The organism is Actinomycetospora sp. ABD4_176, from assembly GCF_056311855.1.
This window is the reverse complement of record NZ_CM149974.1, coordinates 5801926-5826333: the sequence shown is the minus strand read 5'-3', so window position 1 is coordinate 5826333 and position 24408 is coordinate 5801926. Positions and strand designations below refer to the sequence as shown.

General features: G+C 68.5%; 17 protein-coding genes, 2 tRNA genes and 2 pseudogenes. 16 read left to right on the top strand and 5 right to left on the bottom strand.

What is annotated here, in order from left to right:
• Positions 1 to 62: 62 nt before the first annotated feature.
• The 6 genes from ACYX4T_RS28145 to ACYX4T_RS28120 all read left to right on the top strand — a co-directional run bounded on the left by ACYX4T_RS28145 (position 63) and on the right by ACYX4T_RS28120 (position 7009).
• Entirely contained in the window at positions 63 to 2084 is a 2022-nt protein-coding gene (locus ACYX4T_RS28145; protein WP_476012497.1) for an SDR family oxidoreductase, read from the top strand.
• Positions 2081 to 3706, top strand: coding sequence for an AMP-binding protein (locus tag ACYX4T_RS28140; protein WP_476012496.1), 1626 nt, complete (start codon positions 2081 to 2083; stop codon positions 3704 to 3706). Before ACYX4T_RS28145 ends, ACYX4T_RS28140 begins: the two co-directional genes overlap by 4 nt.
• 106 nt (positions 3707 to 3812) lie before the next feature.
• Positions 3813 to 4316 (top strand): PH domain-containing protein, encoded by a 504-nt coding sequence (locus ACYX4T_RS28135; protein ID WP_476012495.1) that lies wholly within the window; start codon positions 3813 to 3815, stop codon positions 4314 to 4316.
• A complete protein-coding gene (locus ACYX4T_RS28130) occupies positions 4313 to 5803 on the top strand; it encodes a PH domain-containing protein (protein ID WP_476012494.1) in 1491 nt (496 codons plus the stop codon). Before ACYX4T_RS28135 ends, ACYX4T_RS28130 begins: the two co-directional genes overlap by 4 nt.
• Positions 5804 to 5813: 10 nt before the next feature.
• Complete coding sequence (gene orn / locus ACYX4T_RS28125) at positions 5814 to 6488, top strand: oligoribonuclease (protein WP_476012493.1); 675 nt, start codon at positions 5814 to 5816, stop codon at positions 6486 to 6488.
• 107 nt (positions 6489 to 6595) lie between these two features.
• On the top strand, positions 6596 to 7009 hold the full coding sequence (locus ACYX4T_RS28120; RefSeq protein WP_476012492.1) for a cupin domain-containing protein: 414 nt from the start codon (positions 6596 to 6598) through the stop codon (positions 7007 to 7009).
• 6 nt (positions 7010 to 7015) lie between these two features.
• Here ACYX4T_RS28120 and ACYX4T_RS28115 read toward each other — a convergent pair whose 3' ends face one another.
• A complete protein-coding gene (locus ACYX4T_RS28115; RefSeq protein WP_476012491.1) occupies positions 7016 to 7258 on the bottom strand; it encodes a DUF1049 domain-containing protein in 243 nt (80 codons plus the stop codon).
• A gap of 160 nt (positions 7259 to 7418) precedes the next feature.
• On the opposite strand from ACYX4T_RS28115, the gene ACYX4T_RS28110 reads away from it, so the two are divergent.
• From ACYX4T_RS28110 to ACYX4T_RS28090, 5 genes are all read left to right on the top strand, one after another.
• Positions 7419 to 7491, top strand: a tRNA-His gene (locus ACYX4T_RS28110).
• Between the two features lie 64 nt (positions 7492 to 7555).
• Positions 7556 to 7628 (top strand) — tRNA-Lys (locus ACYX4T_RS28105).
• 206 nt (positions 7629 to 7834) lie between these two features.
• Positions 7835 to 8953, top strand: a complete 1119-nt coding sequence (locus ACYX4T_RS28100) for a tyrosine-type recombinase/integrase (RefSeq protein WP_476012490.1) — start codon at positions 7835 to 7837, stop codon at positions 8951 to 8953.
• An 854-nt stretch (positions 8954 to 9807) separates the two neighbouring features.
• Positions 9808 to 10254 (top strand): hypothetical protein, encoded by a 447-nt coding sequence (locus ACYX4T_RS28095; RefSeq protein ID WP_476012489.1) that lies wholly within the window; start codon positions 9808 to 9810, stop codon positions 10252 to 10254.
• A 71-nt stretch (positions 10255 to 10325) separates the two neighbouring features.
• Complete coding sequence (locus ACYX4T_RS28090) at positions 10326 to 10745, top strand: hypothetical protein (RefSeq protein WP_476012488.1); 420 nt, start codon at positions 10326 to 10328, stop codon at positions 10743 to 10745.
• A 300-nt stretch (positions 10746 to 11045) separates the two neighbouring features.
• Here the strand turns inward: ACYX4T_RS28090 and ACYX4T_RS28085 are convergent.
• The 3 genes and pseudogenes from ACYX4T_RS28085 to ACYX4T_RS28075 form a co-directional block, all read right to left on the bottom strand.
• A pseudogene (locus tag ACYX4T_RS28085) lies at positions 11046 to 11807 on the bottom strand (IS3 family transposase); the annotation flags it as partial.
• A 14-nt stretch (positions 11808 to 11821) separates the two neighbouring features.
• Positions 11822 to 12895, bottom strand: a complete 1074-nt coding sequence (locus ACYX4T_RS28080) for an IS110 family RNA-guided transposase (protein WP_476015388.1) — start codon at positions 12893 to 12895, stop codon at positions 11822 to 11824.
• Positions 12896 to 13127: 232 nt separating this feature from the next.
• A pseudogene (locus ACYX4T_RS28075) lies at positions 13128 to 13421 on the bottom strand (transposase); the annotation flags it as partial.
• A 190-nt stretch (positions 13422 to 13611) separates the two neighbouring features.
• Between ACYX4T_RS28075 and ACYX4T_RS28070 the strand changes: the two are divergent.
• The 5 genes from ACYX4T_RS28070 to ACYX4T_RS28050 all read left to right on the top strand — a co-directional run bounded on the left by ACYX4T_RS28070 (position 13612) and on the right by ACYX4T_RS28050 (position 19757).
• Entirely contained in the window at positions 13612 to 13932 is a 321-nt protein-coding gene (locus tag ACYX4T_RS28070; RefSeq protein WP_476012487.1) for a helix-turn-helix domain-containing protein, read from the top strand.
• Positions 13925 to 14980, top strand: coding sequence for a serine/threonine protein kinase (locus ACYX4T_RS28065; RefSeq protein WP_476012486.1), 1056 nt, complete (start codon positions 13925 to 13927; stop codon positions 14978 to 14980). The genes ACYX4T_RS28070 and ACYX4T_RS28065 overlap by 8 nt, the downstream gene beginning before the upstream one ends.
• Positions 14977 to 16773 (top strand): tetratricopeptide repeat protein, encoded by a 1797-nt coding sequence (locus ACYX4T_RS28060; RefSeq protein WP_476012485.1) that lies wholly within the window; start codon positions 14977 to 14979, stop codon positions 16771 to 16773. Before ACYX4T_RS28065 ends, ACYX4T_RS28060 begins: the two co-directional genes overlap by 4 nt.
• A gap of 718 nt (positions 16774 to 17491) precedes the next feature.
• Positions 17492 to 19150 (top strand): GmrSD restriction endonuclease domain-containing protein, encoded by a 1659-nt coding sequence (locus ACYX4T_RS28055; protein WP_476012484.1) that lies wholly within the window; start codon positions 17492 to 17494, stop codon positions 19148 to 19150.
• A gap of 166 nt (positions 19151 to 19316) precedes the next feature.
• Positions 19317 to 19757 carry a hypothetical protein gene (locus tag ACYX4T_RS28050; RefSeq protein WP_476012483.1) on the top strand — a complete coding sequence of 147 codons (441 nt, stop codon included), beginning with the start codon at positions 19317 to 19319 and terminating at the stop codon, positions 19755 to 19757.
• Here the strand turns inward: ACYX4T_RS28050 and mobF are convergent.
• A complete protein-coding gene (mobF, locus tag ACYX4T_RS28045) occupies positions 19742 to 24196 on the bottom strand; it encodes a MobF family relaxase (protein ID WP_476012482.1) in 4455 nt (1484 codons plus the stop codon). The genes ACYX4T_RS28050 and mobF overlap by 16 nt on opposite strands.
• Positions 24197 to 24408 lie beyond the last annotated feature (212 nt).

Below are 24408 nucleotides of genomic sequence, written 5' to 3'. Positions count from 1 at the left end.
ACGGTGACCGGCCGGTAACCACCCGTGGCGGCCGGTGGTGGCCTGTGCCACGATCCTCCGCCATGCGGTATCTCGTGACCGGCGGTACCGGGTTCCTGGGGCGGATGGTGCTCGCCCGCCTGCTCGCCCGCGACGACTGCGAGGCGGTCTACGCGCTCGTGCGCGAGGGCTCGCGCGACCGGCTGCTGCGCCGACTCGCCGACACCCCGGGTCACGACAAGGTCGTGCCCGTCGTCGGCGACCTCACCCGCCCGCGCCTGGGCCTGCACGACACCGAGGTCGACGGGCTCGCCGGCCGCGTCGACCACGTCCTGCACCTGGGCGCGGTCTACGACATCACCGCCGACGACGACACCAACCGCGCCGCCAACGTCGACGGCACGCGCGGCGTCGTGGAGCTGGCCTCGCGACTGCGCGCCGGCTGCCTGCACCACGTCTCGAGCGTCGCCGTCGCCGGCGAGTACGAGGGCACGTTCACCGAGGACGACCTCGACGTCGGGCAGCGCTTCGGCAACCCGTACCACGAGACCAAGTACGCCGCGGAGCGCATCGTCCGCGAGGAGTCGACGGTGCCCTGGCGCGTCTACCGGCCCGCGGTCGTCGTCGGCGACGCGCAGACCGGCGAGATGGACAAGGTCGACGGGCCGTACTACCTGCTCACGGCCATCTCGCTGCTCGGGCGCCTGCCGAGCGCGCTGCGGTTCGCGATCCCCGAGCTGGGCGCCACCAACGTCGTCCCGGTCGACTTCGTCGCCGACGCGATGGTCCACCTCGTGCACCGGCCCGGCCTCGACCGGCGGGCGTTCCACCTCGTGCACCCGCGCCCGCAGCCGCTCTCCGAGGTCTACAACGCCCTCGCCGCGCCGCTGGGCGCCCCGCAGGTGCAGGCGACGATGCCCACCGGCGTCGGCGACCTCGTCCGCCGCGGCGCCGGTCTCGCCCGGCGCGTGCCCGCGCTCGGCGCGGCCCGTGACATCGTGCTGGCCGAGCTCGACATCCCGCCCGAGGTCCTGCCGCACCTGACCTTCGGCGCCCGGTTCACGGCCGACCGGACGAACGCCGAGCTCGCCGGCAGCGGCATCCGCAGCCCCGAGATCGACGAGTACGCCGGGAACCTCGTCGCGTACTGGCGCGAGCACCTCGACCCCAACCGCCACCGCCGTCCCCGGCCGGGCGGCCCGTTGCAGGGCCGGCGCGTCGTCATCACCGGGGCGTCGTCGGGGATCGGGCGCGAGACGGCGTTCAAGGTGGCGCGGGCGGGCGGCGTCCCGCTGCTGGTCGCGCGGCGCACCGAGGAGCTCGAGGAGGTCAAGACCCAGATCGAGCGCGACGGCGGCCAGGCCTGGGTCTACTCGTGCGACATCACCGACGCCGAGTCGGTGGACGCGCTGGTCAAAGCCATGATCAACGACCACTCGGGGCCCGACACCGGCATCGACATGCTGGTCAACAACGCCGGCCGCTCGATCCGGCGGGGCGTGCGTCTCGAGCTGGAGCGCTTCCACGACTTCGAGCGCACCATGGCCATCAACTACTTCGGCGCCGTGCGCCTCACGCTCGCGCTGCTGCCGCACATGCTCGAGCGGCGCTTCGGGCACGTCGTGGACATCTCGTCGATCGGGGTGCAGACCGGCCCGCCGCGCTTCTCCGCCTACGTCGCGAGCAAGGCCGCGCTCGACGCGTGGGCGTCGATCGTCGCCACCGAGGTGCTCGGCGAGGGCGTCACGTTCACCACCGTGCACATGCCGCTGGTGCGCACCCCGATGATCGCCCCGACCCGCATCTACGACGCCTTCCCCACCGACTCCCCCTCCGAGGCGGCGGACAAGGTGATGCACGCGCTGGTCGACCGGCCCAAGCACGTCGGCACCGCGCTCGGCACGTTCGGGGCGGTGGCGGGCGCGCTGACCCCGGGCGTCAAGGACGCCGTCATGCACGTCGCCTACCGCGTGTTCCCGGAGTCAGCGGCGGCACGTGAGGGTAGTGACCGTCCGAACCACGACGACGCGCGGACGCTCGACACCGGCCCGCTCTCGCGCGGCGCCCAGGCCATGGCCCGACTTCTCCCTGGAGTGCACTGGTGAAGACCCCGTTCGGCACCCCGACCGAGCTCGCCACCGGCCTGCGGCTGCTGACCGGGGCGGGCGTCGTCGCCCCGGTCCCGCCGCACCGGCTCGCGATGTTCCCCACGGCGCTCTACCGCTACGGGTTCACGCCGACCACGGCCTACGTCGTCTCGCGCTGGCGCCACCCGGACCGTGTCGCGATCATCGACGATCGCGGCACCGTGACGTTCCGCGAGATCCACGACCGCACCGACCGCCTGGCCCGCGCCCTCGCCGACCGGCGCGTCGGGCCCGGCAGCCGGGTCGCCGTGCTCTGCCGCAACCACCGCGGGCCGATCGAGACGATCCTCGCGGTGAGCAAGCTGGGCGCCGACGTCGTCCTGCTCAACACCGGCCTGTCGCCCGCGCAGATGAAGGCCGTGGTCGAGGAGCAGGAGATCACCACCGTCGTCTCCGACGCGGACCTCGCCGACCGCCTGGACGAGGTCCCCTCCGACGTCCGGCGCATCTGGGCGTGGACCGAGGGCCCCGGCTGCTGGGGCGACGACACCCTCGAGGGCCTCATCGGCGCCGACGGATCGCAGGAGCTGCCCACCAAGCCGCCGATCGGCAAGACGATCGTGCTGACGTCGGGCACCACCGGCACGCCCAAGGGCGCCGAGCGGCCCTCGATCGGCGGGATCGGGCCGGTCAACGCGATCCTCTCGCGCATCCCGCTCTCCGCCCGCGAGCCCGCGCTGGTGTCGGCGCCGCTGTTCCACACCTGGGGTTTCGCCGCGTTCCAGATCGGCTCGCTCATGGGCTCGACGCTGGTGCTGCGCCGCAAGTTCGACCCCGAGGACGCCCTGGCCCAGCTCGCGCAGCACCGCTGCACCGCCATGTACGCGGTGCCGGTGATGCTGCAGCGCATCCTCGAGCTCGACGAGGAGGTCATCGCGCGCTACGACGTCTCGGCGCTCAAGACCGTCACCGCGACCGGCTCGGCGATGCCACCGGCGAAGGTCACCGAGTTCCTCGAGACCTTCGGCGACAAGCTCTACATGCTCTACGGGTCCACCGAGGTGTCGTGGGCGTCGATCGCCAAGCCCGAGGAGCTGCGCGCCGAGCCCGGCACCGCCGGCCGCCCGCCCGTCGGCACCGTCCTGAAGATCCTGGGCGACGACGACCGGGAGCTCCCGGCCGACGAGACCGGCCGCATCTTCGTCGGCAACGAGATGCTCTTCACCGGCTACACCGGCGGGCGCGGGGAGACCGAGCTCGTCGACGGGATGCTCGGCACCGGCGACCTCGGGCACTACGACCGGAAGGGCCTGCTGTTCATCTCCGGCCGCGCCGACGACATGATCGTCTCGGGCGGCGAGAACATCCACGCCGGCGAGGTCGAGGGCCTGCTCGCGGAGATGGACGGGGTCAAGGAGGCCGCGGTCGTCGGCGTCGACGACGACGAGTACGGCCAGCGCCTCGCGGCCTACCTCGTGCTCGAGTCGGGCGCGACGGTCGACGCCGACCAGGTGCGCGACCACGTCAAGAACCACCTGGCCCGCTTCGCCTCGCCCCGCGACGTGGAGTTCCTCGACGAGCTGCCGCGCAACAACACCGGCAAGGTCCTGAAGAAGGAGCTGGGCTCGTCGGCCTCGTGAGTGTCAGCGGAGTGGCTCCGCTGACATTGAGTGTCCGTATCTCCACTCCGTCGCCCGGCGGGCCGCGACCCGGCGCGCCCCCGCGCCGATCGGTCAGACTGGAACGGTGACGACGCCGCCCGCCGGCTCGCGGCTGCGCGCGCCGGCGCACCGCGTCAGCCCGCGCGCCCGGTGGTGGTGGACGCTGCGGTCGGTGATCGGCACGCTCGTGGTGCTCGCGCCGCAGGTCGCCGCCGCCGTGGTCGTGCCGCGCGTCGCCGACGTCCTGCTCGTGACCGGCGCCGCCACGCTGGTCGTCGGCGTCGCCCACGCCCTCGTCGTGCCGCGCGTGCGCTACGCGCTGCACCGCTGGGAGGTCACCGACGACGCCGTGCACACGCTCTCGGGGTGGCTGCGCCTGGAGTGGCGGATCGCCCCGATCTCGCGGGTCCAGACCGTCGACACCGACCGGGGCCCGCTGCAGCGCGCGTTCGGCCTGTCGTCGGTGACGGTGACGACGGCGTCGTCCAGCGGCGCCCTGACCGTCGACGGCCTCGACGCCGGCGACGCCGTCGTGCTCGCCGACCGCCTCACCCGCGCCACCGAGCACCTCAGCGGGGACGCGACGTGACCGCCGCGGATCCGGCGACCCAGCTGCCCTGGCAGCGGCTCGACCGCCGGATGCTCGTGGTGCACCCGATCGTCGACCTGGCGAAGCTCGTACCGGTCCTGCTCGTCATCGCGATCACCGGCGGGACGGCCGACGACCGCTGGCGCCTCGGGGGCGGGCTGGCGCTGGCGGTCGCGGTGATGCTCTTCGGCGTCTCGCGGTGGTTCACGACGACCTACCGGATCGGCGCCGACCGCGTCGAGCTGCGCACCGGCCTGCTGCGCCGCCACCACCACAGCGTGCACCGCGACCGCATCCGCACCGCCGATCTCACCGCCAACCCCGCGCACCGCCTGTTCGGGCTCGCCGTCGTGCGCGTCGGCACCGGCCGGCGCGAGGGCGGCGAGGACGCCGAGCTCACCCTCGACGCCGTCGCCCGCAGCGAGGCGGAGCGGCTGCGGACCCTGCTGCTGCGCGAGGCCGCCCCGGCCGGCCCCGACACGCCCGCGGCGCCCGAGCTCGCCCGCCTGCGCTGGACGTGGGTGCGCTTCGCGCCGCTGACGTTCTCCGCGCTCGCCGTCGTCGGCGCCGTGTGGTTCGGCCTGTTCCGCCTCGCCGAGGAGTTCTCGGTCCGGCCCGGCACGCAGGTGCTCGAGGAGACCGCCGGGCGCGCCCCGATCTGGCTCGGGGCCGTGGCGCTCCTGGTCACCGCGGTCGTCGGGGCTTCCGTGGTGTTCGTCGAGGGCTGGTGGGGCTACCGGCTCACGCGCGCCGACGACGGCGGGCTCGTGCTGCGCCGCGGCCTGCTGACGCGCCGGACGCTCTCGCTCGAGGGGCGCCGGGTGCGCGGCGTCGAGCTCGACGAGCCGCTGCTCGTGCGCCTCGGGCGCGGCGCGCGCCCGCTCGCCCTGACCACCGGCCTGCGCTCCGACGGCTCCGGCGAGCACGTCGGCGCGGTCGGCCCGGCGATGCCCCGACGGGAGGCACACCGCGTGGCCGCCGGTGTGCTCGGGGTCGGCGAGGACGAGGCCACCCGCACCCGCCTCGTCCGCCACCCCCGCGCCGCACTGGTGCGTCGGGTGACCCGGTCGCTCGGGCCGGCGCTCCTCGTCGCCGCGGTCCTGCTCGTGCTGCAGCGGGTGCCCGGGGACGAGGTCGTCGCGGCGGTCGTGCTCGGTGGAGCCGCGCTGCTGGCCGTCGACCGGATCCGCTCGCTCGGCCACGCGTTGACGCCGTCGGCGCTGGTCGCGCGGCAGGGCGCCTGGGTGCGCCGGACCGTGGTGCTGCGCCGCGGCGGGGTGATCGGCTGGCGCCTCGAGCAGAGCCTCACCCAGCGCCGCGCCGGGCTCGTCACGCTGCAGGCGGTGACCGCGGCCGGCCGGGGGCGCTACGAGGTGCTCGACGTCGACGCCGCCCGCGCGTTGGAGCTGGTCGACGAGGTCACCCCGGGGCTGCTGGCACCGTTCGTGATCGACGGTCGGGGGGCTCGATCGTTCGTGCGCCGTTAGGGTCAGTCGCGTGAGTCCCCGGTTGGTGTGGATCGACTGCGAGATGACCGGCCTCGATCTGCGGAACGACGCGTTGATCGAGATCGCCGCCCTGGTGACGGACGCGGACCTCGTCCCGTTCGGCGAGGGCGTCGACGTCGTCATCCACGCACCCGACGCCGCCCTCGACGCGATGCCCGACGTCGTGCGGGACATGCACGCGAAGTCGGGGCTGACCGAGGAGGTCCGCCGCTCGACGGTGACGATGGCCGAGGCCGAGAAGCTGGTGCTCGACTACGTCCGCACCCACGTGCCCGACGGCCGCTCGGCGCCGCTGTGCGGAAACTCGATCGCCACCGACCGCGGCTTCATCGCCCGCGACATGCCGGAGCTCGACGGCTACCTGCACTACCGCATGGTCGACGTCAGCTCGATCAAGGAGCTGTGCCGGCGCTGGTACCCGCGCGTGTACTACGCGCAGCCGGAGAAGGGCCTGGCGCACCGCGCGCTCGCCGACGTGCGCGAGTCGATCCGCGAGCTCGAGTACTACCGCCGCACCGCGTTCGTGCCGATGCCCGGCCCCACCACCGAGGAGGCGCAGGCCGCGGCGTCGTCGGTGGTCGCCGACGACCGCGCCGGCGTCGTCGCCGAGGAGGCCTCGACCGCGGGCCCCGCCGGGGGGCAGGCGCCGCCGCCGGGGGCGTGACACCCACGTTTGGGTGACGGTAGGGCCCGGTATCCCGGGACCCGGCACACACGCCTCCAGCACCGAGGGGCCGTCTCGTCCCTGCCTCCCCACCGCGAGGAGCGCCGATGTCGCACGCCGTGACCACCCTGGGCGCCGAGAGCGCCCCGAGCCGCGTCGCCACCCCCGACGACTGCACGTGGGAGGTGTGGAACGACGAGCGCGGCGAGCTGCGCTGGTGCCTGCTCGTCGACGGCGCCGACACCGCGCCCGACGTCGTCACCACCGGCATCGTGGTCCTCGAGACCGGCGGACGGTTGGCACCGCACCGCCACAGCGCGCCCGAGGTGTACTTCGTCCACGAGGGCGAGGCGGTCGTCGACGTCGGCGGCGAGGAGGTCTCCGTCGGCCCGGGAGCCGTGGTGCACCTGCCCGGCGACGTCGAGCACGGCGTGCGCGCCGCCGGCACCGGTCCGGTCCGCATCCTGTTCGTCTTCCCGACCTCGGCCTTCGGCGACGTCGTCTACCGCTTCAGCAACTGACCCGGGTCACCGGCGCCGGCGCCGCAGCATGAGCCCGATGACGATCCCGACGACCAGCGTGATCGTCAGCGCCGCCCACTGCGGCATCACCACGACCGGGATCAGCAGGCGGATCGTCACCAGGTCGCGGTTCTCGAGGATGAACACGACCACGAGCACGGCCAGGACGGCGGGGAGCACCCAGCGGGCGCGCCACCAGGGCGTCGCGCTCGACGGTCGCGGGGCGCTGCGGGGCGGGGTGTCGGTCACGGTGTCCTCCGGGCGGTCGACGGGTGACGACGACCGTGCCGCACCCACCGGCCCCCGGCCTCCCCCGTCGCGGATGAGGTGGGTGTCCCGGTCGCAACCGCCTCGCGACCGGCTTGTAGGCTGGTCACAGCTCACCGGGGACGCCCGGCGGGTCGCCATGGTGGGTGTAGCTCAGTTGGCAGAGCACTGGGTTGTGATCCCAGGTGTCGCGGGTTCAAGTCCCGTCACTCACCCGGACGGCAGCGGGGCCACCCGCTGTCGGATCGAGAGCCTGGCTTTGCTAAGGTTCTCGATCACGCGCCGTTAGCTCAATGGGCAGAGCAAGTGACTCTTAATCACTGGGTTCGGGGTTCGAGTCCCTGACGGCGCACTCATCGTTGCAGGTGTCGGGCCTGCGGTGCTTTCCTCCCGGAGATCGACCGGCCGTTTACCGGCCGGAAACTCCTCCGAGCCTCGTCCGGGAGCCTCTCGATGGCCCGTCCACCACTCCCCCTCGGCACGCCTGGTGCGATCACCACGAAGGAAGAGTCGCCCGGGCTCTGGGTGGCCCGGTGCCGCTTCCGGGACCACGACGGGGTGACCCGTCGGCTGTGGAAGCAGGGTCCTTCGAAGACGGCCGCGAGGGGCGCGCTGCACCAGACGATCCAGGACCGTCAGCGCGGCTCTGGTGGTGGCAGCACCCTCACTCCCGCGTCGCGGTTCAAGGACACGGCCGAGCTCTACCTCGCCAAGGTCGACCGCAAGCGCGAGGACTCGACCCACGCGCTGTACGCGTACCACCTCAACCGCACGGTCCTCCCCGCCCTGGGCGCCCTCCAGTTGCGCGAGTGCACCGTCGCCCGTCTCGATGCCTTCCTCGAGGCCCTTGAGCCCCGGTACGCAGCCTCCACCCGCCGCACGCTCCGCTCAATCGTCAGCGGGGTCCTCCAGGTTGGCGTCCTCCATGAGGCGCTGGCGGCGAATCCCGTGCGGGAGCTCGATCGCATCGAGCAGCCCAAGGGCCAGGCGAAGAAGAAGCCTCGTGGGCTGACCATCGACGAGCGCCAGGCCCTGCTCGACTGGTTCGACCGCGACTCGGACGATGACCGAGTCCGCCGCCTCCAGCGAGTGGCCCGGTCGGCTGAGCTGCCGGACCTCGTGCGCTTCTCCCTCGGAACGGGCCTGCGTATCGGAGAGGCGTTGGCGGTCCGTCGGCTCGACGTGAATCTCGACGGGGTGCCGGTTCGCGGCCAGCACGGCACGCTGCGCGTCCCGGTGGTCACCATTGCCGGCAACGTCACGTGGGTGAAGGGCAAGGGCCTCGTGCGTCATGATGGCAAGAGCGAGGCCGCCCTCCGCGTCATCCCGCTCCCCCAGTTCACCTCCGACCTCCTCCGTGGGCGACTCGCGCTGCCGGGCGAGGACAGCTGGCCGCTGTTCCCTGCGGCCGGCCGGGACGGCCGCATCACCTATCGCTGGCCGTCGAATGTCAGGCGGACCCTGCGGTCCGTCCGCCAGGAAGTCGGCCTCGAGTGGATGACCCCGCACACCTGGCGCCGCACCTACGCCACCATCCTCGATGACGAGATCACCTTCACCGACCGCATGAAGGCCGACCTCATGGGCCAGGCCCAGTTCCTCAAGGACACGTACGTCAGCCGCGGCGAACTGCATGCCGGCGCCGCCGTCCTCCTCGATGCGGCCCTCGCCGCTTGACGTTGCGCAGCCAATGTGTCGAGAAGAAGGGGCACCCCCTGACCGACGGCTTGTAAGAACGCGGGAAGGCGTTTCTCAAGCCGCCTACCTGCGTCTTCGTTGTCGCGCGCGTGTCACTGGGGGCTCCACAAGCCTCTCGTAGCCTCCAGTTCGCACCACGATTCGCACCACGAGCCAAGATCTTGCCCTGAGACCAACAGCGCGCGCCTCGCCCACGGCTAGCCGCAGGCGCCACCTCGCCATGGGCCGCCTGGACCAGCGTCGAGGTGCCCATCAGGGATCGCATGCCCAAGACCGCCAAAGGGCTGTCGGCGGCGCACCGCGGCTCCTTCCCACCCCGAGCTGTGTCGACCTACTTCGGGATACAACAAACCACGACTATTGCGGAAGCGATGAAAATTAGACTAAGAGAGGGATAGCGCTGCTCCAAACGGGTAGGACCGGACGGCAGAGTACTCGCAGAGTGTGACACTCGTCTTCACGCGACGCTCCGAGCGGCAAGTATCTGGGGGATGCAATGGATATTCGTCCGGCTCCTGGCATCGGACCTTCCAGGCCCGTCGTCCGAGGTCTTCAGCAATTTCAAGCTGACGCAAGCGGTGCGGCACCAACTGCGGACGAGCTTGGCGATTGGGTACAAGAGCAGAGCTCCATGAGTTGGAACGCTGCAGTGCGAGCCGGGTTTGCACTTGCCGAACTCTCGACAAGTTACAACCGCAAAGTCTTCCTTGGCTCGTTCAGTCGCTCAGCATCTGTTTTCGAAGGAGACGAGGAGAGGATTCTACGGGACGTCTCTGAGGCTTCTCGTCAGCGTGTCGTCTCTTGACGCAACCGCCACCCTCACACTCCCTGCTGTGGCTGCGCAGGCCGAGCTTGGACGGGTTGAAGCAAGCGCACGTCTATCTCTAGTTGGCTTTCGAGACAATAACGTAGGCCAATTGATTCCACCCCTTTCCGAATTCGACGTATCTGCGTTCGGGAAGTACCTCGAGGCGGCTACGCGAATTCAGGCTTATGTCGGAAGTCACTCAGAATCGATCACGCCAACGCTTCTGATGACGCGCAGTCGCACCAGCGCCCCCTTCGACTTCAGCGAAAGTATCGGCGTAGTACTTGCACTTAGATCGATTACCGCGGGAGATACGTTGGAAGACGCGGTTAAGAACAACAGAGATACAATTGGCATCGAAGATGTGATCCGATCTACCTACGCGCAGCTCGGGCCAAACCTGCTACCGGACCAGGCGCCAACCGGGGCGATACGGCTCGATGCTGAGCGTGCCCTCGGGCCGCTCAGCTGAGATCCTGCCTCGAGTTCACCGATCAGCCACACCAATTTCTCGCTCCTATGGCAACAAAGGAAATCACCGGCGTGACGATCATTTCCAGCTCCGAGCGGACGCGCCTGCCTCGAGAGGCCGAGTGTTTGGTGCTCGCGAAGAAGCACGCGACAGAGGTCGTCGAGGACCTAACGCAGCGAGGCCTCACGTGGACTGCGGTGCCGCGGCCGCTGTCGAGCCAAGTCGCCGGCAGGTTGGCTAAGCACATCGTCTCGCTGAGCGGCGGTGACAAGCTCGACGCCACGACGAAAGCGCCCCGGTGCTTCGGCGTCTACATCTGCGCAGTCGACCAGCAGGTCGAACTTGCGGACTGTTACTGCCTCCGTCCTCTCGCGCGAGTAGAGGCCGAGGCGAGAGCGAAGGAAGAGGTCAAGCGGACCGTCGGCCACAAACGTGCGGTGCTCGAAGACGTCTTACCGGACGGTGCTACTCCAGCCGCTCCTTCAGGCTGAGCGCCCCACGTTGTCCCGATTCCGCCCGGTAGAGCGTCGTAACGCTTGCTCCGCTGCGACCGCGCGACTCGCCTCGCGCTCCATGGAGAGAAGGTCATGACAGACGAAGAGATGCGCGGTGCGTATGTCCTGGCTCAGAGCTACCGCCGTGACGCTGTGCTCGAGGGGAACCGGGCCAGCAGGCTCCCTGAGGGTCCAGAGCGCGAGCAGCTCACCGCGGACGTCGACCGCTGGGCAAATTATGCCCGTGAGCACGAAGCCCGCGCTGCCGAGCTCGAGAAAACGCACGACAACCGGGGTCGACTCGGCGAGCGCGTTGTCGAGCGCATCGCCGACGGTGCCGACCGAGGGGGCGACGCCGGCTTCGGCGAGCCGCTCGGTGAAGGCGATCGAGGTGTATTGCGACCCCGCGTCGCTGTGGAAGATCAGCTGCCCATGGCGGTTGCGGCCTTGCTGCTCGCGGGTCCACACGGCCTGCTCGAGCGCGTCGAGTACGAGGCTGGTGCGCATGGTGGTGGCGGCGCGCCAGCCGAGGATGCGCCGGGAGTAGGCGTCGAGGACGAAGGCGACGTAGACCATGCCCGACCAGGTCGCGACGTAGGTGAAGTCCGCGACCCACAGCCGGTCCGGCGCCGGCGGGTTGAACTCCCGTCCGACCAGGTCACGGGCCCGCACACCCTCGCCCGGGATGGTGGTGCGCACGTGGCGGCCGCGGTGTACGCCGGCCAGCCCGTGGGCGCGCATCAGGCGCTCGACGGTGCAGCGCGCGACCGGGATGCCTTCGCGGTTGAGTGCCAGCCACACCTTGCGGGCGCCGTAGACGCCGTAGTTGTCCGCGTGCACTCGGCGGATCTCCAGCACCAGTGCCTCGTCGGGCAGGGCCGCGGGCGGCGGATGGGCCAGCGCGCGGCGGGCGTCGTAGTAGGTGGACGGGGCGATCGGTGCGCCCAGCTCGGCGAGCTGACCGCAGATCGACTCGACGCCCCATCGCCGCCCGCAGCTGGTGCGGGCGGCGTGCTGCTCGATGAACCTCACGAGCGTCGCGGTGGCCGGTCGATCTCGGCGATGCTCCTATGTCAAGCGACCGCAGTCAGATCGCGGTCAGTGGTGGCGACGGCCGGCGAGGGCGGGTGCGCGGTCGCGGGTGGTTCGTCGGCCCGCAGGGCCGCGAACACGGCGTCGGACACGCGACGACGGAGCAGACGCAGCGCCTCGGTACGGGTCTTGCCGGCAGCCAGGAGCTTCTGGTGGTAGCTGGCGCCGGGTCCGATGCCGCGGGTCTGGGTCAGGGCGATCATGTGCAGGGCGCAGTTCGCGGTGCGGTTGCCGCCACGGTTGAGCCGCACCTTCCCGGCGGTGTTGCCCGACCAGACCGGGATCGGGGCGGTGCCGGTGAAGCGGGCGTAGGCATCCTTATTCCGAAAGCGGCGTGCTCCGGCCGTCTCGGCGAACAGCGTCGCCGCCGAGAGCACCCCGCAGCCGGGTAGGGCGAGCAGGGTCGGGGCGAGCCGGCGCATCAGAGTGCGCAGTTCGCGTTCGAGCTCGTTGATCTGCACGGTCAGCTCCCGGCAACGAGCCAGCTGCTCCCGGCTGACCCGCCCGAGTGCGCCGTCACGGTCGGCGAGCAGCTCGGCGAGGTAATCCATCACGCGGAAGCGCCGCAGCCCGCGGCTCGGCACCGCCAGGGTCGGATCGAGTTCGTGGAGGTACCAGCGCAACCGGCTCTGGATACGGGTCCGCTCGGCGACCAGGTCCCGGCGATGGTCGACCAGCAGCCGCACCTCACGGGCGGGGCCGTCGAGCTCCGCGACCGGCAGGCCGTCGTGGCGCAGCGCCGCCAGCGCGACCGCTTGGGCGTCGATCGGATCGGACTTGCCCGGCTCGCGTCCGCCACGTCGGGCGCCGGCCATCAGCCGCGTCGGAACCCGCACCACCCGGGCGCCAGCGCCGAGCAGGTCCCGCTCGAGGCGACGGGTCAGATGCCGGCAGTCCTCGAGCGCGAAGCTGACCTGCTCCCACTGCCCTGACCAGGCGAGCAGCTTCAGGTGCCCCTCGGTGGTCGCGGCAACGGTCAGCTCCCCGAGCCGACGTCCGACGTCGTCGAGCGCGACGACGGTGTGGGTGCGCTTGTGCGAGTCAGTTCCAATCATCACCACGCGGGCCGCTCCAGAAGATGCGTCGGGACGTGTCCTCCGCATCGCCCGGGAGCGGGCACGCCTCAGTGGGGCCGAGCGCACGCTCCTATCAAGCCACGCCTCCCGGGCGACCCGGACGCCCGACAGGGCCGCACATCGCCGAGAAGCCACCACGCTCGTCTCGGGGCGGGCACCGAAGAAAGGAGCGAACCCTGCCAGGCGGTGATCATCGTGGCACTGACGCGAAGAAAGCCGAGGCCGCCTTGAGGATGTCGTTGGCCCGCTTGAGCTCGGCGTTCTCCCGACGCAGCCGCTTGAGCTCGTCGGACTCTTCGCTCGTGGTCCCCGGCCGGACACCGCCGTCGATCTCGGCCTGGCGGACCCACGTGCGCACCGTCTCCCCGGTGCCGATCCCGAGCTTCTCGGCGACTGCGTTCATCGCCGCGCAGGTCGAGTCGTAGTCACCCTGGACCTCGGCGACCATGCGCACCGCCCGATGCCGCAACTCCAGCGGATAGGGCGGCTGGGAACGACGTGTCATGACCAGATTTCCTCAGACCGTCTGGTCTCCGGACACGCCGGGGCGGTTCACCTTCCCAATGTCGCGGCGACGACTGACCCAAGTCCCATCATCGGATGCCTTGCAGGCTCGCACCGCAGGCCACACGCAGGCGCAAGAGGCGCTGTCCGACGGTGTTGCCAGCAGTGGCAACACCGCCTAGCCTCGTGGCGTGAGCACACCCGAGTCCGCCGCGAGCCTCCTCCGCCGCCTTCGGCGCGAGCAGGGGCGCTCGCTTCGTGCGGCCTCAAGCCACCTTGGACTTGCACCTTCCCAGCTCTCGAGGATCGAACGAGGCGAACGTCATCCCAACGCGGAGACCACGAGGAAGCTCGCTGACTACTACAGCGTGCCAGCCGACGTCCTTGCACTCCAGAATGGCAAGGTCCCCGATGACATTGTTCAGATCCTTACCGAGCACCCTGAAGAGCTTGACCGGCTAAGGCGAACGTACAGCTCGATAGACACTTTGGAGTCCAGCCTTAATGAATGACTACTGGCGACAGTTTTTCGAAGGCAAGACAGTCGGCAAGTACGAGATTCGCGAATTCATAGCGCCCGGCGGATTCGCACTCGTGTTTCGAGCGGAGCACAGCGAAACGGGCCAGGAAGTAGCGCTCAAGCTACTCCCGCCCAGTGCTAGTCAAAGTCAGGCTAGTGAGTTCCGGAACGAGGGGGTCCTGCTCGGAATCCTGAACGTCTCTTCTAGCGTTGTCCGGCTCTTCGAGTCGGACGAGGCCGACTGCTTCGTCCCGGTCGCCAACGGGGACACGATGCCGGTACGTGTTCCCTACCTCGCCCTTGAGCTTGGCTTTGGCTGTCTAGAAGAGTTGGTACTGAACCGCGAGACACTCGCATGGCGCGATCGGCTTTCCCTCTGGCGCGGAGTTGTCCGAGGGGTGCACCAGATGCATCTCCGCAAAGTTGCTCACCGAGACATGAAGAGCGAGAACTGCCTCCTTTTCATGCGCCCGAAGAACTCTGTTGAGAGTAAGGTTACGGATCTCGGCCGATCGCGCCATTGGGCGGGGCCACGCCTTCATCCTCTCGAGATGTACACCCACCCCTTGGGTGATTACCGCTTCGCTCCACCAGAATTGCTACTCGGCCTCGGGTCCGATTCGCCCAAGTGCCATACACTCGCCGACCTCTATGGCCTAGGCTCCGTGTTCTTCGAACTCGCCACAGGCCAAGGGATTACAAGCATAGCGCTGGGGGACGGTTTCAGCGCAATGCAGAGGTTCGCGACGTTACACGCTTCAGGGCAGAAGTTGCCGCCAGACGCGCTCATAGACGACTACGAAAGAGCTTTCGAACTCTTCGCCAGCTCCGTCCCGCTCTCTATCCGAGATAAGGCGACCCCGCTCCTTCGCCAGTTGTGCTGTCCGCTTCCCGCCCACCGAGTTCCTAAGACATCGAACAAGAAGAAGGAACGAGTCGTCGAGCCTGGCCTAGACTGGCTCCTCCGGCGCGTCGATATTGTGCGTAATAGCCTAGTCGAGGTCGAAACCCCACACCTAGTCGCCGCGGGGGCGTCATGAGTCTCTTCCAGCCCACTGATGGAAACTTGCTAGACCTGGTATCCAAGAGCGACTCTTTCTCGCCCCTGCCCAGGAATCCGGACAAGAAGAGTGAGCCGGGAGACTTCGCAACCTCGAGCGGGCACGGAGCACTGAAGCAAGAGCCAGCGACCATCGATCTTACTGCGTGGACGGCCAGAGCGGAGCAGTGGGCGCAGCAGGCGCGAAATGCGCGTGACTCCAATCCCGAGTCGCCGGCCGCCTACAGCCGCCTGGCTCACGCTGAGCAATGTGCCGGGAACAAAAACGCGGCAGCAGCTGCAGCGGAAGCATGCTTGCGCTTGGTATACAAGCGCAGCGCGGAGTCTGGCTTCCGGATGTTTGATTTTCCGTCGGCGCTCGCGGCAGCCACGACCTTGACAGAGGAAGGCCGCCGCGACCTCGCAGATAATCTTCTTGCAGAACTTCCCCCTACCCTCGAACTTCGCCGTCTACGGGCCAGGTACGCCGTGGACGCGGGCCGAATCAAGAGTGCACTCCGCCTATTGGCGGACGACGAGTCAGCAGAAGCAGCGAGCCTTCGTGGGTACATCTATCTTGTCGGGCAAGAGTACGCGAAGGCACTACACGAGCTGAGACTGGCTTGGAGCGAGAACAGTCGTCGAGCGGACACAGCCCTCAACATGGCGATTTGCTTCTCAAAGCTTGGCTCTCTCAATAAGGCCATCACAGCTGCTCGGCAGGCGTCTAAGATTGCTCCTAGTCGACGGGACGTCAGCCTGACGCTTCTCGATCTCTTGGCGACCTCAGGCCACGTCGATGCTGGTCGGAATGAGGTTCGACGGCTGAAGAGTCTCGATGGATTTGGCACCATTGACTTAGCTATCGCCGAGGCGAGAATCGAGCTTACCGCTGGAGCGCGAGGAAAGGGCAAGCGCCTGCTGCAGGCCGCTGCCCGTGGCGCTCGAGCGGCGGGCCTCCTCCGGCTAGAGAAGGAGTTGGAAGCGGATGTATCGATTTTAACAATCGGCTCGGAAGAAGACGCTGAGTTAGCGCGCTTACAAGTCAAGCGTCGAACGGACGAAGAGCCGGAGAGCGTAGCCCTTGTCGAAGCACTTTCGCACTTGAGCCGGAAGCGGCAGCATCATCAGGCGCTCGAAGAGAGCTTTGGACGCATTGAGGCCAATTGCGCGCAAGCCACCTCGGTCAGCCTGCGAGCCAAGCTTGCCTACTTGAGGTGCGACTTCGAGGAACACCTTGAACTCACTGCGAAGTGGCAAGAAGTCGAGCCTCTTCTTCCGACTGTTTGGGCTGAACGCGCTTTGCTTCTTGGGCAGGTACGGGACGACTGGAAGGGGGCTGGCCGGCTTGCGATGCAGACGCTCCGCAAATTCGGTCCGATTCGCAGCATCTCGAACAACATCGCTTACACGCTTGCGCTAGCAGGAAGAAGTGATGTCGCCCAGAATGTTCTGAACTGTTCCAGCTCGAGCACGTTCTATCAGCGCGCAACGTCTGGGCTCGTCCAGATCGTGAAGGGAAATCTCGACGAGGGCTTGAAGCTCTATCGAGAGGCCGCAAACCAGGCGGATAAGGAAGTGGACGGCGGCAGGTCTCGTGCACTAATGACCATCCACCAAGGCTTCGCGCTCCGGCACCTGAATCTACTTCCCGTCGCTGAACACAAGTCGATTGCCGCGAAAGCCCTTCCTCCCGTGGCGCTTCCACACGACTGGGAGGATTGGCCAGGTTTCGTCCTCTTGCACGACGCTGCCCTGAGACATGATTGGTCATGGCCACTCACGATCGATTAGGCGTCAGGGGCATCGAACCTCGAAACTAGCCTTCACAAGTGAGCGACGCGCCGACGGCGAGGAAGGCCTCGCACAAAGGTCTATGCCGAGAGAACCGACTGTGACAGCGATGGGCTCCGTGGGTGTCGCTGGTTACAGAGCCTGCTACATGAGCAGTTCGATCACCCCGTTGTGCGATTGGCACGGCTCGGCGCAGTGGCCGTTGTCAACGATGCCGGCGAAGTCGTGATGTGGCGCCACCGATTCGCGGTCGACGAGTGGATAGGAGCTCCAGGGCGGGGCCGAGGAACCGGACGGGGGCCCGTCGCGACTGCGGCGAGGGAGTTCGAGGAGAAACTGGCTGGCGGCGGACGGGCTCATTACGGCAGGTTGTGTCGTTCCAGCCCAGGAGTAACACGCTAGCCTTCGAAGGGCCTGCGCGAGGGCCGAGTCAGCTTCAAGGTTGGCCGACCCCACAACCCTTTGATATACGCACCTGCCCACTCGGGTTCAGAGCCGACTGGTCGAGGTCCCAGAGCTCGACTTCGCTGGACCCGCCTCGACGCCCCATCACTCAGACGACTGACACTTCCCGCGAGCTTGAGCAGCGAGAGAGCTTCGCCGGCGCCGCTTCGATGCCTAGCGGCCCTTGTCAGCGGCGCTCACTCACAACTTTCTGGTTCGTCGGGGTGTCAGACCCCAACCTCGCGGCTTTGACCAGATCATATATCATGTGCGCGTGAAACTCACGCCGGAGAATTATGCCGTTGCCGATTTGATCAAACTGGTCGATGATGGCAATCTTGCACTTCCGGAGTTCCAACGCGATTTCATCTGGCGGCCACCCCAAGTTGCAGAACTACTCCGAACCTACACCCGCAAATGGCCAGCCGGAACGTTCCTGCTACTGGCGGTCGACGGTCAACCCGATTTCGCTACAAAGCCCCTGAAGGACGCACCACCGTTAACGAGTCCGACGCTTCTCATACTCGATGGGCAACAGAGAACGACAGCACTCTATCAGGCGCTGTGCGACCGAGCAGAAGAGGTCTACTACATAGACCTTGGAGAGGTGAACGCTAACGACACTTTCGATGACGAGAACCTCCAGTACCTCAAACGGAGTCGATTCGCTAAGAAGTACCCGACACTGAAGGAGCAGGCGCAGAGTCGAATTGTACCTGTCCACATCCTGATCGACGACAGCGTATGGCAGAAGTGGCTTCGCTATGTGGAAGACACCGAGGAGCAGGACGCGCTGATTTCAGCACGAACTCGCCACCTACCGGGTTTCAAGGGTTACGACGTTCCTGTCGTGCGACTTCCGTTTGAAGTACCGCTTCAAGCTATTGCGAAGATCTTTGAGACCTTGAACAAGACAGGCACTCCTCTCGCCACTTTCGACCTGATGGTCGCCCGCCTCTATCCTTACGAGTTTAGGCTCCGCGACCGATGGCTCGAGGCCCGCGACACCCACCCCGAGCTTATTGAATTTGGACTTGACAAAGACCGAGACGGTGTGGAGATCCTAAAAGTCATCGCGCTATTGGAGCATCTCCAGCAGAGAGCGGCGAACGTCAGACGCACGGTGAAGGGCGTCCGAGAGTCGGATGTCCTTAGCCTTGAACCACACACCGTTATCTCGCATTGGGATGATGCCGTCGCGGCATACACGTCGGCGGTGAACTTCCTAAAGGACAGTTGTGGGGTCATTCAGCGTAGCCTCCTACCTTCTCAGAGCATGTTACTACCGCTTGCCCACTTGATGCTTCCTAAGAACCCTCGTCGCGCTGGACTGGAGTCCGACCTAGAGCGCTGGTTCTGGGCAACGAGCTTCTCGCAGACATACTCGCAGGGCGCCAACACGCGCGCAGTCTCAGATGCGCAGTCGCTAACGGCATGGCAATACGATCCAGCGCAGATTCCCCCGCTTATCGCCAACTTCAGACTCGACAGCGAGCTCTTGAAGGATGGGCGTCGCAGGAACGAGATGCTGCTCCGAGGAATCCTCTGCCGAACAGTCACTCTAGATGCTCGAGATTGGCTGCAGCACAAGCGCTTCCTAGAGCTTGCGAGTCCAGTGGAGTTCCATCACATTATCCCGGACGAGTACCTGAAGAAACATTGGAAGGGCGATGCGGATCCAGTCGCAAACTTCGCAGTTCTTGCCGAGGCGACAAACAAGGCGCTGAGGAATACCTCACCCTTTGACGTTCTGGCGCGTCCTGACGTGCGTGAGTCGGACGTCGATAGTGGTCAGGTTGACCCCGAATGGGTCAGACAGGCCTGGGCGATCGAGGACACCGCCGAGCGCATCGAGAAGTTCCTGAGCCTACGTGCCGCGAAACTCGAGGCGTTGTGCTACGAGGCGGTCGGAGTCCCAAAGCCACGGGACTAGTGCGTCACCCTCCCATGGCAGTCCGCAGGCCGACACTAGCGCGGCCTACAGCGCAGGGGACGACTCCAAGTCGTAGTACGAGCCGACAGCTGGGTAGCCCTAGCCGTGACCGCTTAGCTGACGGACGTCACTCGCCTCCTGCGCCTCAGGGTGTCACCCTCTACACGTGGAAGTCACCCGGTCGGACATTGATGGTGTCCCGATCGGCAATCTTCGGGTGCCTCGACAGGCGTTCATCGCGCTGTGGGAAGCCGCGAGTGCTCGGGCTACTGAGCACGGAGCTCGGGACATCACCGACTGGTACGCCGGGGCAGTGGCCCTAACCTGCCGCTGGATGGCAGCCGCGCCACTTCGGACTTCGCGCGGTAGCGGCATCACCCGCTCGCCCGCAACGAGGAGGAGGGTCCTCGCCTACGAGGAGCTGATCGAGGAAGAGTTTCTCGCGGCGCAAAGCCTTGAGCGGCAACGGCCTGATCTCGCCGCTCGTCCTGGCTGGTGCGAGGGGGTACGCGCGACGTTGACGTGGGCGTGGCGCGCGGAAGGCCCGCCGCCCCTCGCGCTGCCGTCGGCCGCCAGTGCCGACGACCCTGCTCACACCTCGACCTGATCGAAGGCGTCCACCTCCTCCTGGTCTGTGCTCTCGCTGATGTCCGCGTCGACGTCCTTCTCGGTCTCGTCTCGCTTCTGCCACTCCGAGAGTTGGTCGGCGCGGTGTTGCTCCTCCTCGCGGGCGTCCGTCTCCTCGCGTGCTCGCATCTCGGCGAGTGCTCGGTTGGCCCGCTCGACCGCTGCCGACGTCTCGTCGGCCGTCGGGACCCGGACGTTGTCCTCGGCGACCTGCGGCGGCTCCGCGTCCGCGATCTCGCGGATGTCGGGCTCGGGCGGGGCGTGAGCGCCCTGCTCCTCGTCCGCGGCTGGCTCGTCGTCGAGGACCTCGCCCGCCTCGGGCTGTTCTCGTCCGGCCTCGTCCGCGCTCTCATCGTCGATGTCCGTCGGGCGGTCGCTGACATCGGCGTCGGTTACGTCTCGGTTGGCCTCCTCGTCCACGACGGCCTGGCGGTGCGCTGCGAGCCACTCTCGCGCGGTGACCACAGGCTCGGGCGCGACGTCGTCGGCGTGGCGGGCGGCAAGCTCGGCCTTTGCGCGTTCCGCGGCCGCACGAGTCCCGGCGGTGTGCGCAAGCCAGCGGGACCGCGCATCGTCGAGCTCGGCGAGCTCGCCGGCGCGAGCCTTGAGCGTGCCGGCGAGCGCCTCTGTCGCGTCGGCGGCCTCGTGCAGGCGTGTCTGTTCGGCTTCGTCGGCGGCGGCCTGAGCCTCGGCGCGGCGAAGTTCGGCGTCCTGGCGTGCGCGGTCGGCGGCCTGGTTGGTGCCGGCGACCTCGTTGGCGACGTAGCGGGGTGCCCAGGCCGCCTCGCGTTCGTGGGCTCGGAGCCGAACTCTGAGTTGGCCGTCGGAGAGCTCGAGCTCTTCGCGGTCGATGTCAGGGCGGCCGAGGGCTTGCCAGGCGGCGCGGTAGGAGGCGTAGGCCTCGACCTTGCCGGGCGCCGGCGCGGGGCCGAGGGCGTCGTCGGGGTCGTTGTGGTCCTGCAGCTCGCGCCAGTTAGCGACCGTGCCAGCCGCGTCGAGCCACTCCTCTCTCTCCTGCGGGTCGGCAGGCGCGGGCCCGAGTGCCTCCATCAGCCAGGGTGGCGCGGTCTCGGCGAGCTCCTCGGCGAGCTCGGCGGTCCGTTGATCAGCGGCGTCGGCGAGGGTCTCGAGGTACCGGTCCCAGTCGGCACGACCAGTCGCCGGCGTCCACTCGCGCCACATGGTGCCCTGAGGGTCGAAGCTGTGGGCGTCGCGGATGCGGGCGTGGACGACGTTGGTGACGTTGCGAGCGCCGTCGAGGGGCCGGTCGGCCACGGCGTCCCGAAGCACCAGCTCGGGGTCCTTGCCGGAGATCTCCGCGCGGCGCAGCACGCGGGTGAGCGAAGCGGCGCCGTCCTCGGCGGCGAGCCGGGCACGGTCGTCGCCGGTGATCACCCCGTCAGCGGCGAGGCGGTCGAGCCATCGGCCGGTGCGTTCGGTTGCGGCCAGAGCGGCGGCATCGGCGAACAGCTCCCCCGCGGTGCGAGTGGTCTCCGCGTCGGCGGCGGACTCGGTCGCGATGGCCAGCGCGGACTTGGCTTCGAGCCCGTCGTCCTTGGCCATCACCGCGGCGAGCACGGCGATGGGGTCGCGGTGGACGGAGTGGTCGGCGGCGAGGCCGCGGGCGGGGTCGGTCGGACCCGTAATCGTGGTGACGTAAGCGGTGTTGGCTTCCTGGCCGCGGCTCAGCCCGACGTAGGCCGCGGCACGACCGGTGGCGGGAGTGATGACCTGGTGACCGGTGTCGACGTTCGCGCCTTGCGCGGAGTGGACGGTGCCCGCGTAGGCGAGGGAGACGTCAGCGTCGACGTACTCGGCGGGGAGCACGATCGGTCGGGCCGACGACCGCTCGGACCCGGCCTTCTCTCCGTCGGTGCGGATGACGGTGAGGGAGCCGTCGTCACCGACGGCGGTGACGCGGTAGGTCTCTCGGTTGATGGGTCCGCGGTGGTTGCCGGCGCGGCCGGTGAGTTCCCAGCCGTTGCGGCGGGCGGCGACCAGATCGCCGATGCCAGCGTAGGTGCCGTCACGCCCGAGGAACGCGCCGTGTTCCTCGACGCGTCCGAGGCGGACGAGGTCAGTACGCAGGGAGGCGTTCAGGCGGGCGGCCTGGTCGTTGGTGTCGACGATCAGCAGTGAGCGACGTCCGGCGAGGGTGTCGGCCAGCCAGGCGCGCGAGGCGGATACCTCGGCGTCGTCAAGGCTGCCTGCGTCGATCAGGCGACCGTGACGGTGGTAATCGCGCAGCACGGTCTCGTCGCCATCGCGAAGGCGCAGGGACGCCGGCCCCTCCCAGCTCTCGTGGAAGCGGCGGGCTTCGGCGAGCTCGTAGCGGGTGCCGGTCTGCGCGACGAGGTCCATCGCCCCGCCGGCGCCGATGGCGGCGAGCTGGCGGTGGTCTCCGACGAGCAGCAGCTTGGCGCCGGCGGCTTCGGTGTGGGTTCGGACGGCGGTGAGCGCCGAGGTGTCGGACATCGCCGACTCGTCAATGACTACGAGGTCTCCGGCGGACAGGGTCCAGGCGGCGTCGGCGGGGTGCGGACGGTCGGCTTGCGCGAGGCGCTCCTGGGTCTTGAGCCAGCGCTCGACGTTGCGCGCGGTGAGCCCTTCGTCGGTGAGGACGTCGGTGGCGACCTGGCTGGTCGCCAGGCCGAACACGCGGCCCGCGGCAGCTCCGCGCAGCTCCGGGTCGGACCACGCGCGGGCGATGGTGCCGACGACGAAGCTCTTGCCGGTTCCTGCCGGTCCGACGAGGGTCTCGACCTTCGCACCGGAGGTGAGGACGCCTCGGACAGCCGCCGCCTGGTCGACGCCGAGCTCGAGTCCGGCCTCGCGTAGCTGGGTCAGGAATCGGTCGGCGACGAAGTGCGGTGCTGCTGCGGCCTCGCCACGTCGGGCGGCGGCGACCATGGCTCGTTCGGTGTGCACATGGTCAGGCGTGGCGTAGAGCCGCGCGCCGGGTGCTTGGTAGGCCGATGATCCATCAGCCAGGCGCAGTTCGTCGGGCAGTGCGTCGTGGCCGGGGCGGGCGGCGTCGAGTGGCGTGGCCAGGGCGATGCCCTGGTCGGTGAGTCGGTCGAGCAGGGTGGTGACGTCGTCGCCGTCGGCGATGCCGAGGGTGTCGGGGAGCGCGTCGTTGATGGCGCGGGTGAGGTCGGCGCGGGTCCATCCGGCCTTCTTGTCCTGGACCTCGGCGAGCGCGGTCTCGAGCACTGCGGTCGGCGACCATGAGTCGACCGCAAGCTGCGACTCGCTCCTCGCGGCGAGGACGTCCTCGGCGACGCCGCGCAGCCCGCCGACGACCTCGTCGCGCAGCTGGCGGTCGATGCGGTCGAGTAGCTGCTCGCGGGTCTCTCCTTCGTGGGACTTCGCGCGGCGCGTGACCAGGGTGGCCTGGCGGGAGAGCCGGTCCCGCTCGAGCCCGTTGGCCGCGCGGTCGTGACGGGCCTCGAAGTCGGCGATGAGCTCGGCGGCCTTCGCGGTCACAGCGCGGCGACGCGACGAGAGCAGGTCGGTGGCGGTCTCGTCGACGCCGATGACCTCCCGGGCCTTGCCGTCGGGGCGCATCGCCAGACGAACGCCAAGGGTCTCGGTGAGGCGCTCCTCGGTGGTGCGCTCCCCCACCGCGGCGGCGGCCGGGCGGAAGCGGTAGATGCTGCGCCCGTCCAGGGTGCGCCACTGCCCGTCCGAGCCTTCGACGCGGTTGAGGATCGGGTTGTGGATGTGCAGCTGCGGGTCGTGGTCGCGGGAGTCGTGCTGGAAGAACGACGTGCCGACCCAGTCGTGAGCGTCGACATAGCGGCCGGCCGCTCCCCCGTGGTGCCCGACGCGGGCGTAGCCGGCGTGCTCGGCCAAGTAGGACAGGGCGGCGTTGTTGCCGGCCCAGATGGCGTCCTCGACGGCCTGCCGGTACTCGCCCCAGGCTGATGCGGCCTCGTCATTACCGGCCGCCCGCGCGGCGACTTCTTGGGCTTCGAACGCGGTGTGCAGCACCGTCACCGACTTCTGAACGCTGAACGTCGCATCCAGGAACGCGACGTTGTGGCGGGCCTGCTTGCCTGCCTCGACCTGGAGTTCAGCGCGGCGTTCAGCCGAGGCGTCCGGCTCGCGTTCAAGCGCCGCGGCGTACAGCTCGTCCTCAGTTGCGTACCGACGACCGCGGTGGCCGAGGGTTGGGACCTCGTCCCACCGGTCCGGGTCGCGGAAGGCCTCGTGGCGCGGATCGAGGAAGTGCTCGTAGACCGCGCGCATGTCCTGCGGGTCGACCAGGCCCGTCAGACCGAGCTTCTCCGCGCCACTCCCCCACCAGCGCCCCGGCGGTTCGCCGTCGGTGACCGCGCCGGTGTAGTAGTTCTCGCGGCCGGCGGCCACTTCCTTGAGCAGGTAGTCCGGTGAGTAGCCCGATGCGACGCTCAGCATCCGGACGACCTTCTCCGCGGTGCTCCGGCCGCCCTTGAAGATCAAGAAGCCGGTCCGGTCGCCAACGGTGTGTTTCGGGCCGGCCGGAGGCCGGCCCGTGCCTAGGGATCGTGATGCATAGGTGTGCAGCTCTTGATCTTTCCCTTGATCTTTTCGCCCTTCGGTCCTGTTGCTCGTGTCTGGTCGTCTGTTTGGCGTAGTGATCGGTGTCG

Coding starts and splice junctions, on each gene's coding strand:
- ACYX4T_RS28145 (WP_476012497.1), top strand. CDS start 63: ATGCGGTATCTCGTGACCGGCGGTACCGGGTTCCTGGGGCGGATGGTG.
- ACYX4T_RS28120 (WP_476012492.1), top strand. CDS start 6,596: ATGTCGCACGCCGTGACCACCCTGGGCGCCGAGAGCGCCCCGAGCCGC.
- ACYX4T_RS28080 (WP_476015388.1), bottom strand. CDS start 12,895: ATGATTGGAACTGACTCGCACAAGCGCACCCACACCGTCGTCGCGCTC.
- ACYX4T_RS28065 (WP_476012486.1), top strand. CDS start 13,925: ATGAATGACTACTGGCGACAGTTTTTCGAAGGCAAGACAGTCGGCAAG.
- ACYX4T_RS28060 (WP_476012485.1), top strand. CDS start 14,977: ATGAGTCTCTTCCAGCCCACTGATGGAAACTTGCTAGACCTGGTATCC.
- mobF (WP_476012482.1), bottom strand. CDS start 24,196: ATGCTGAGCGTCGCATCGGGCTACTCACCGGACTACCTGCTCAAGGAA.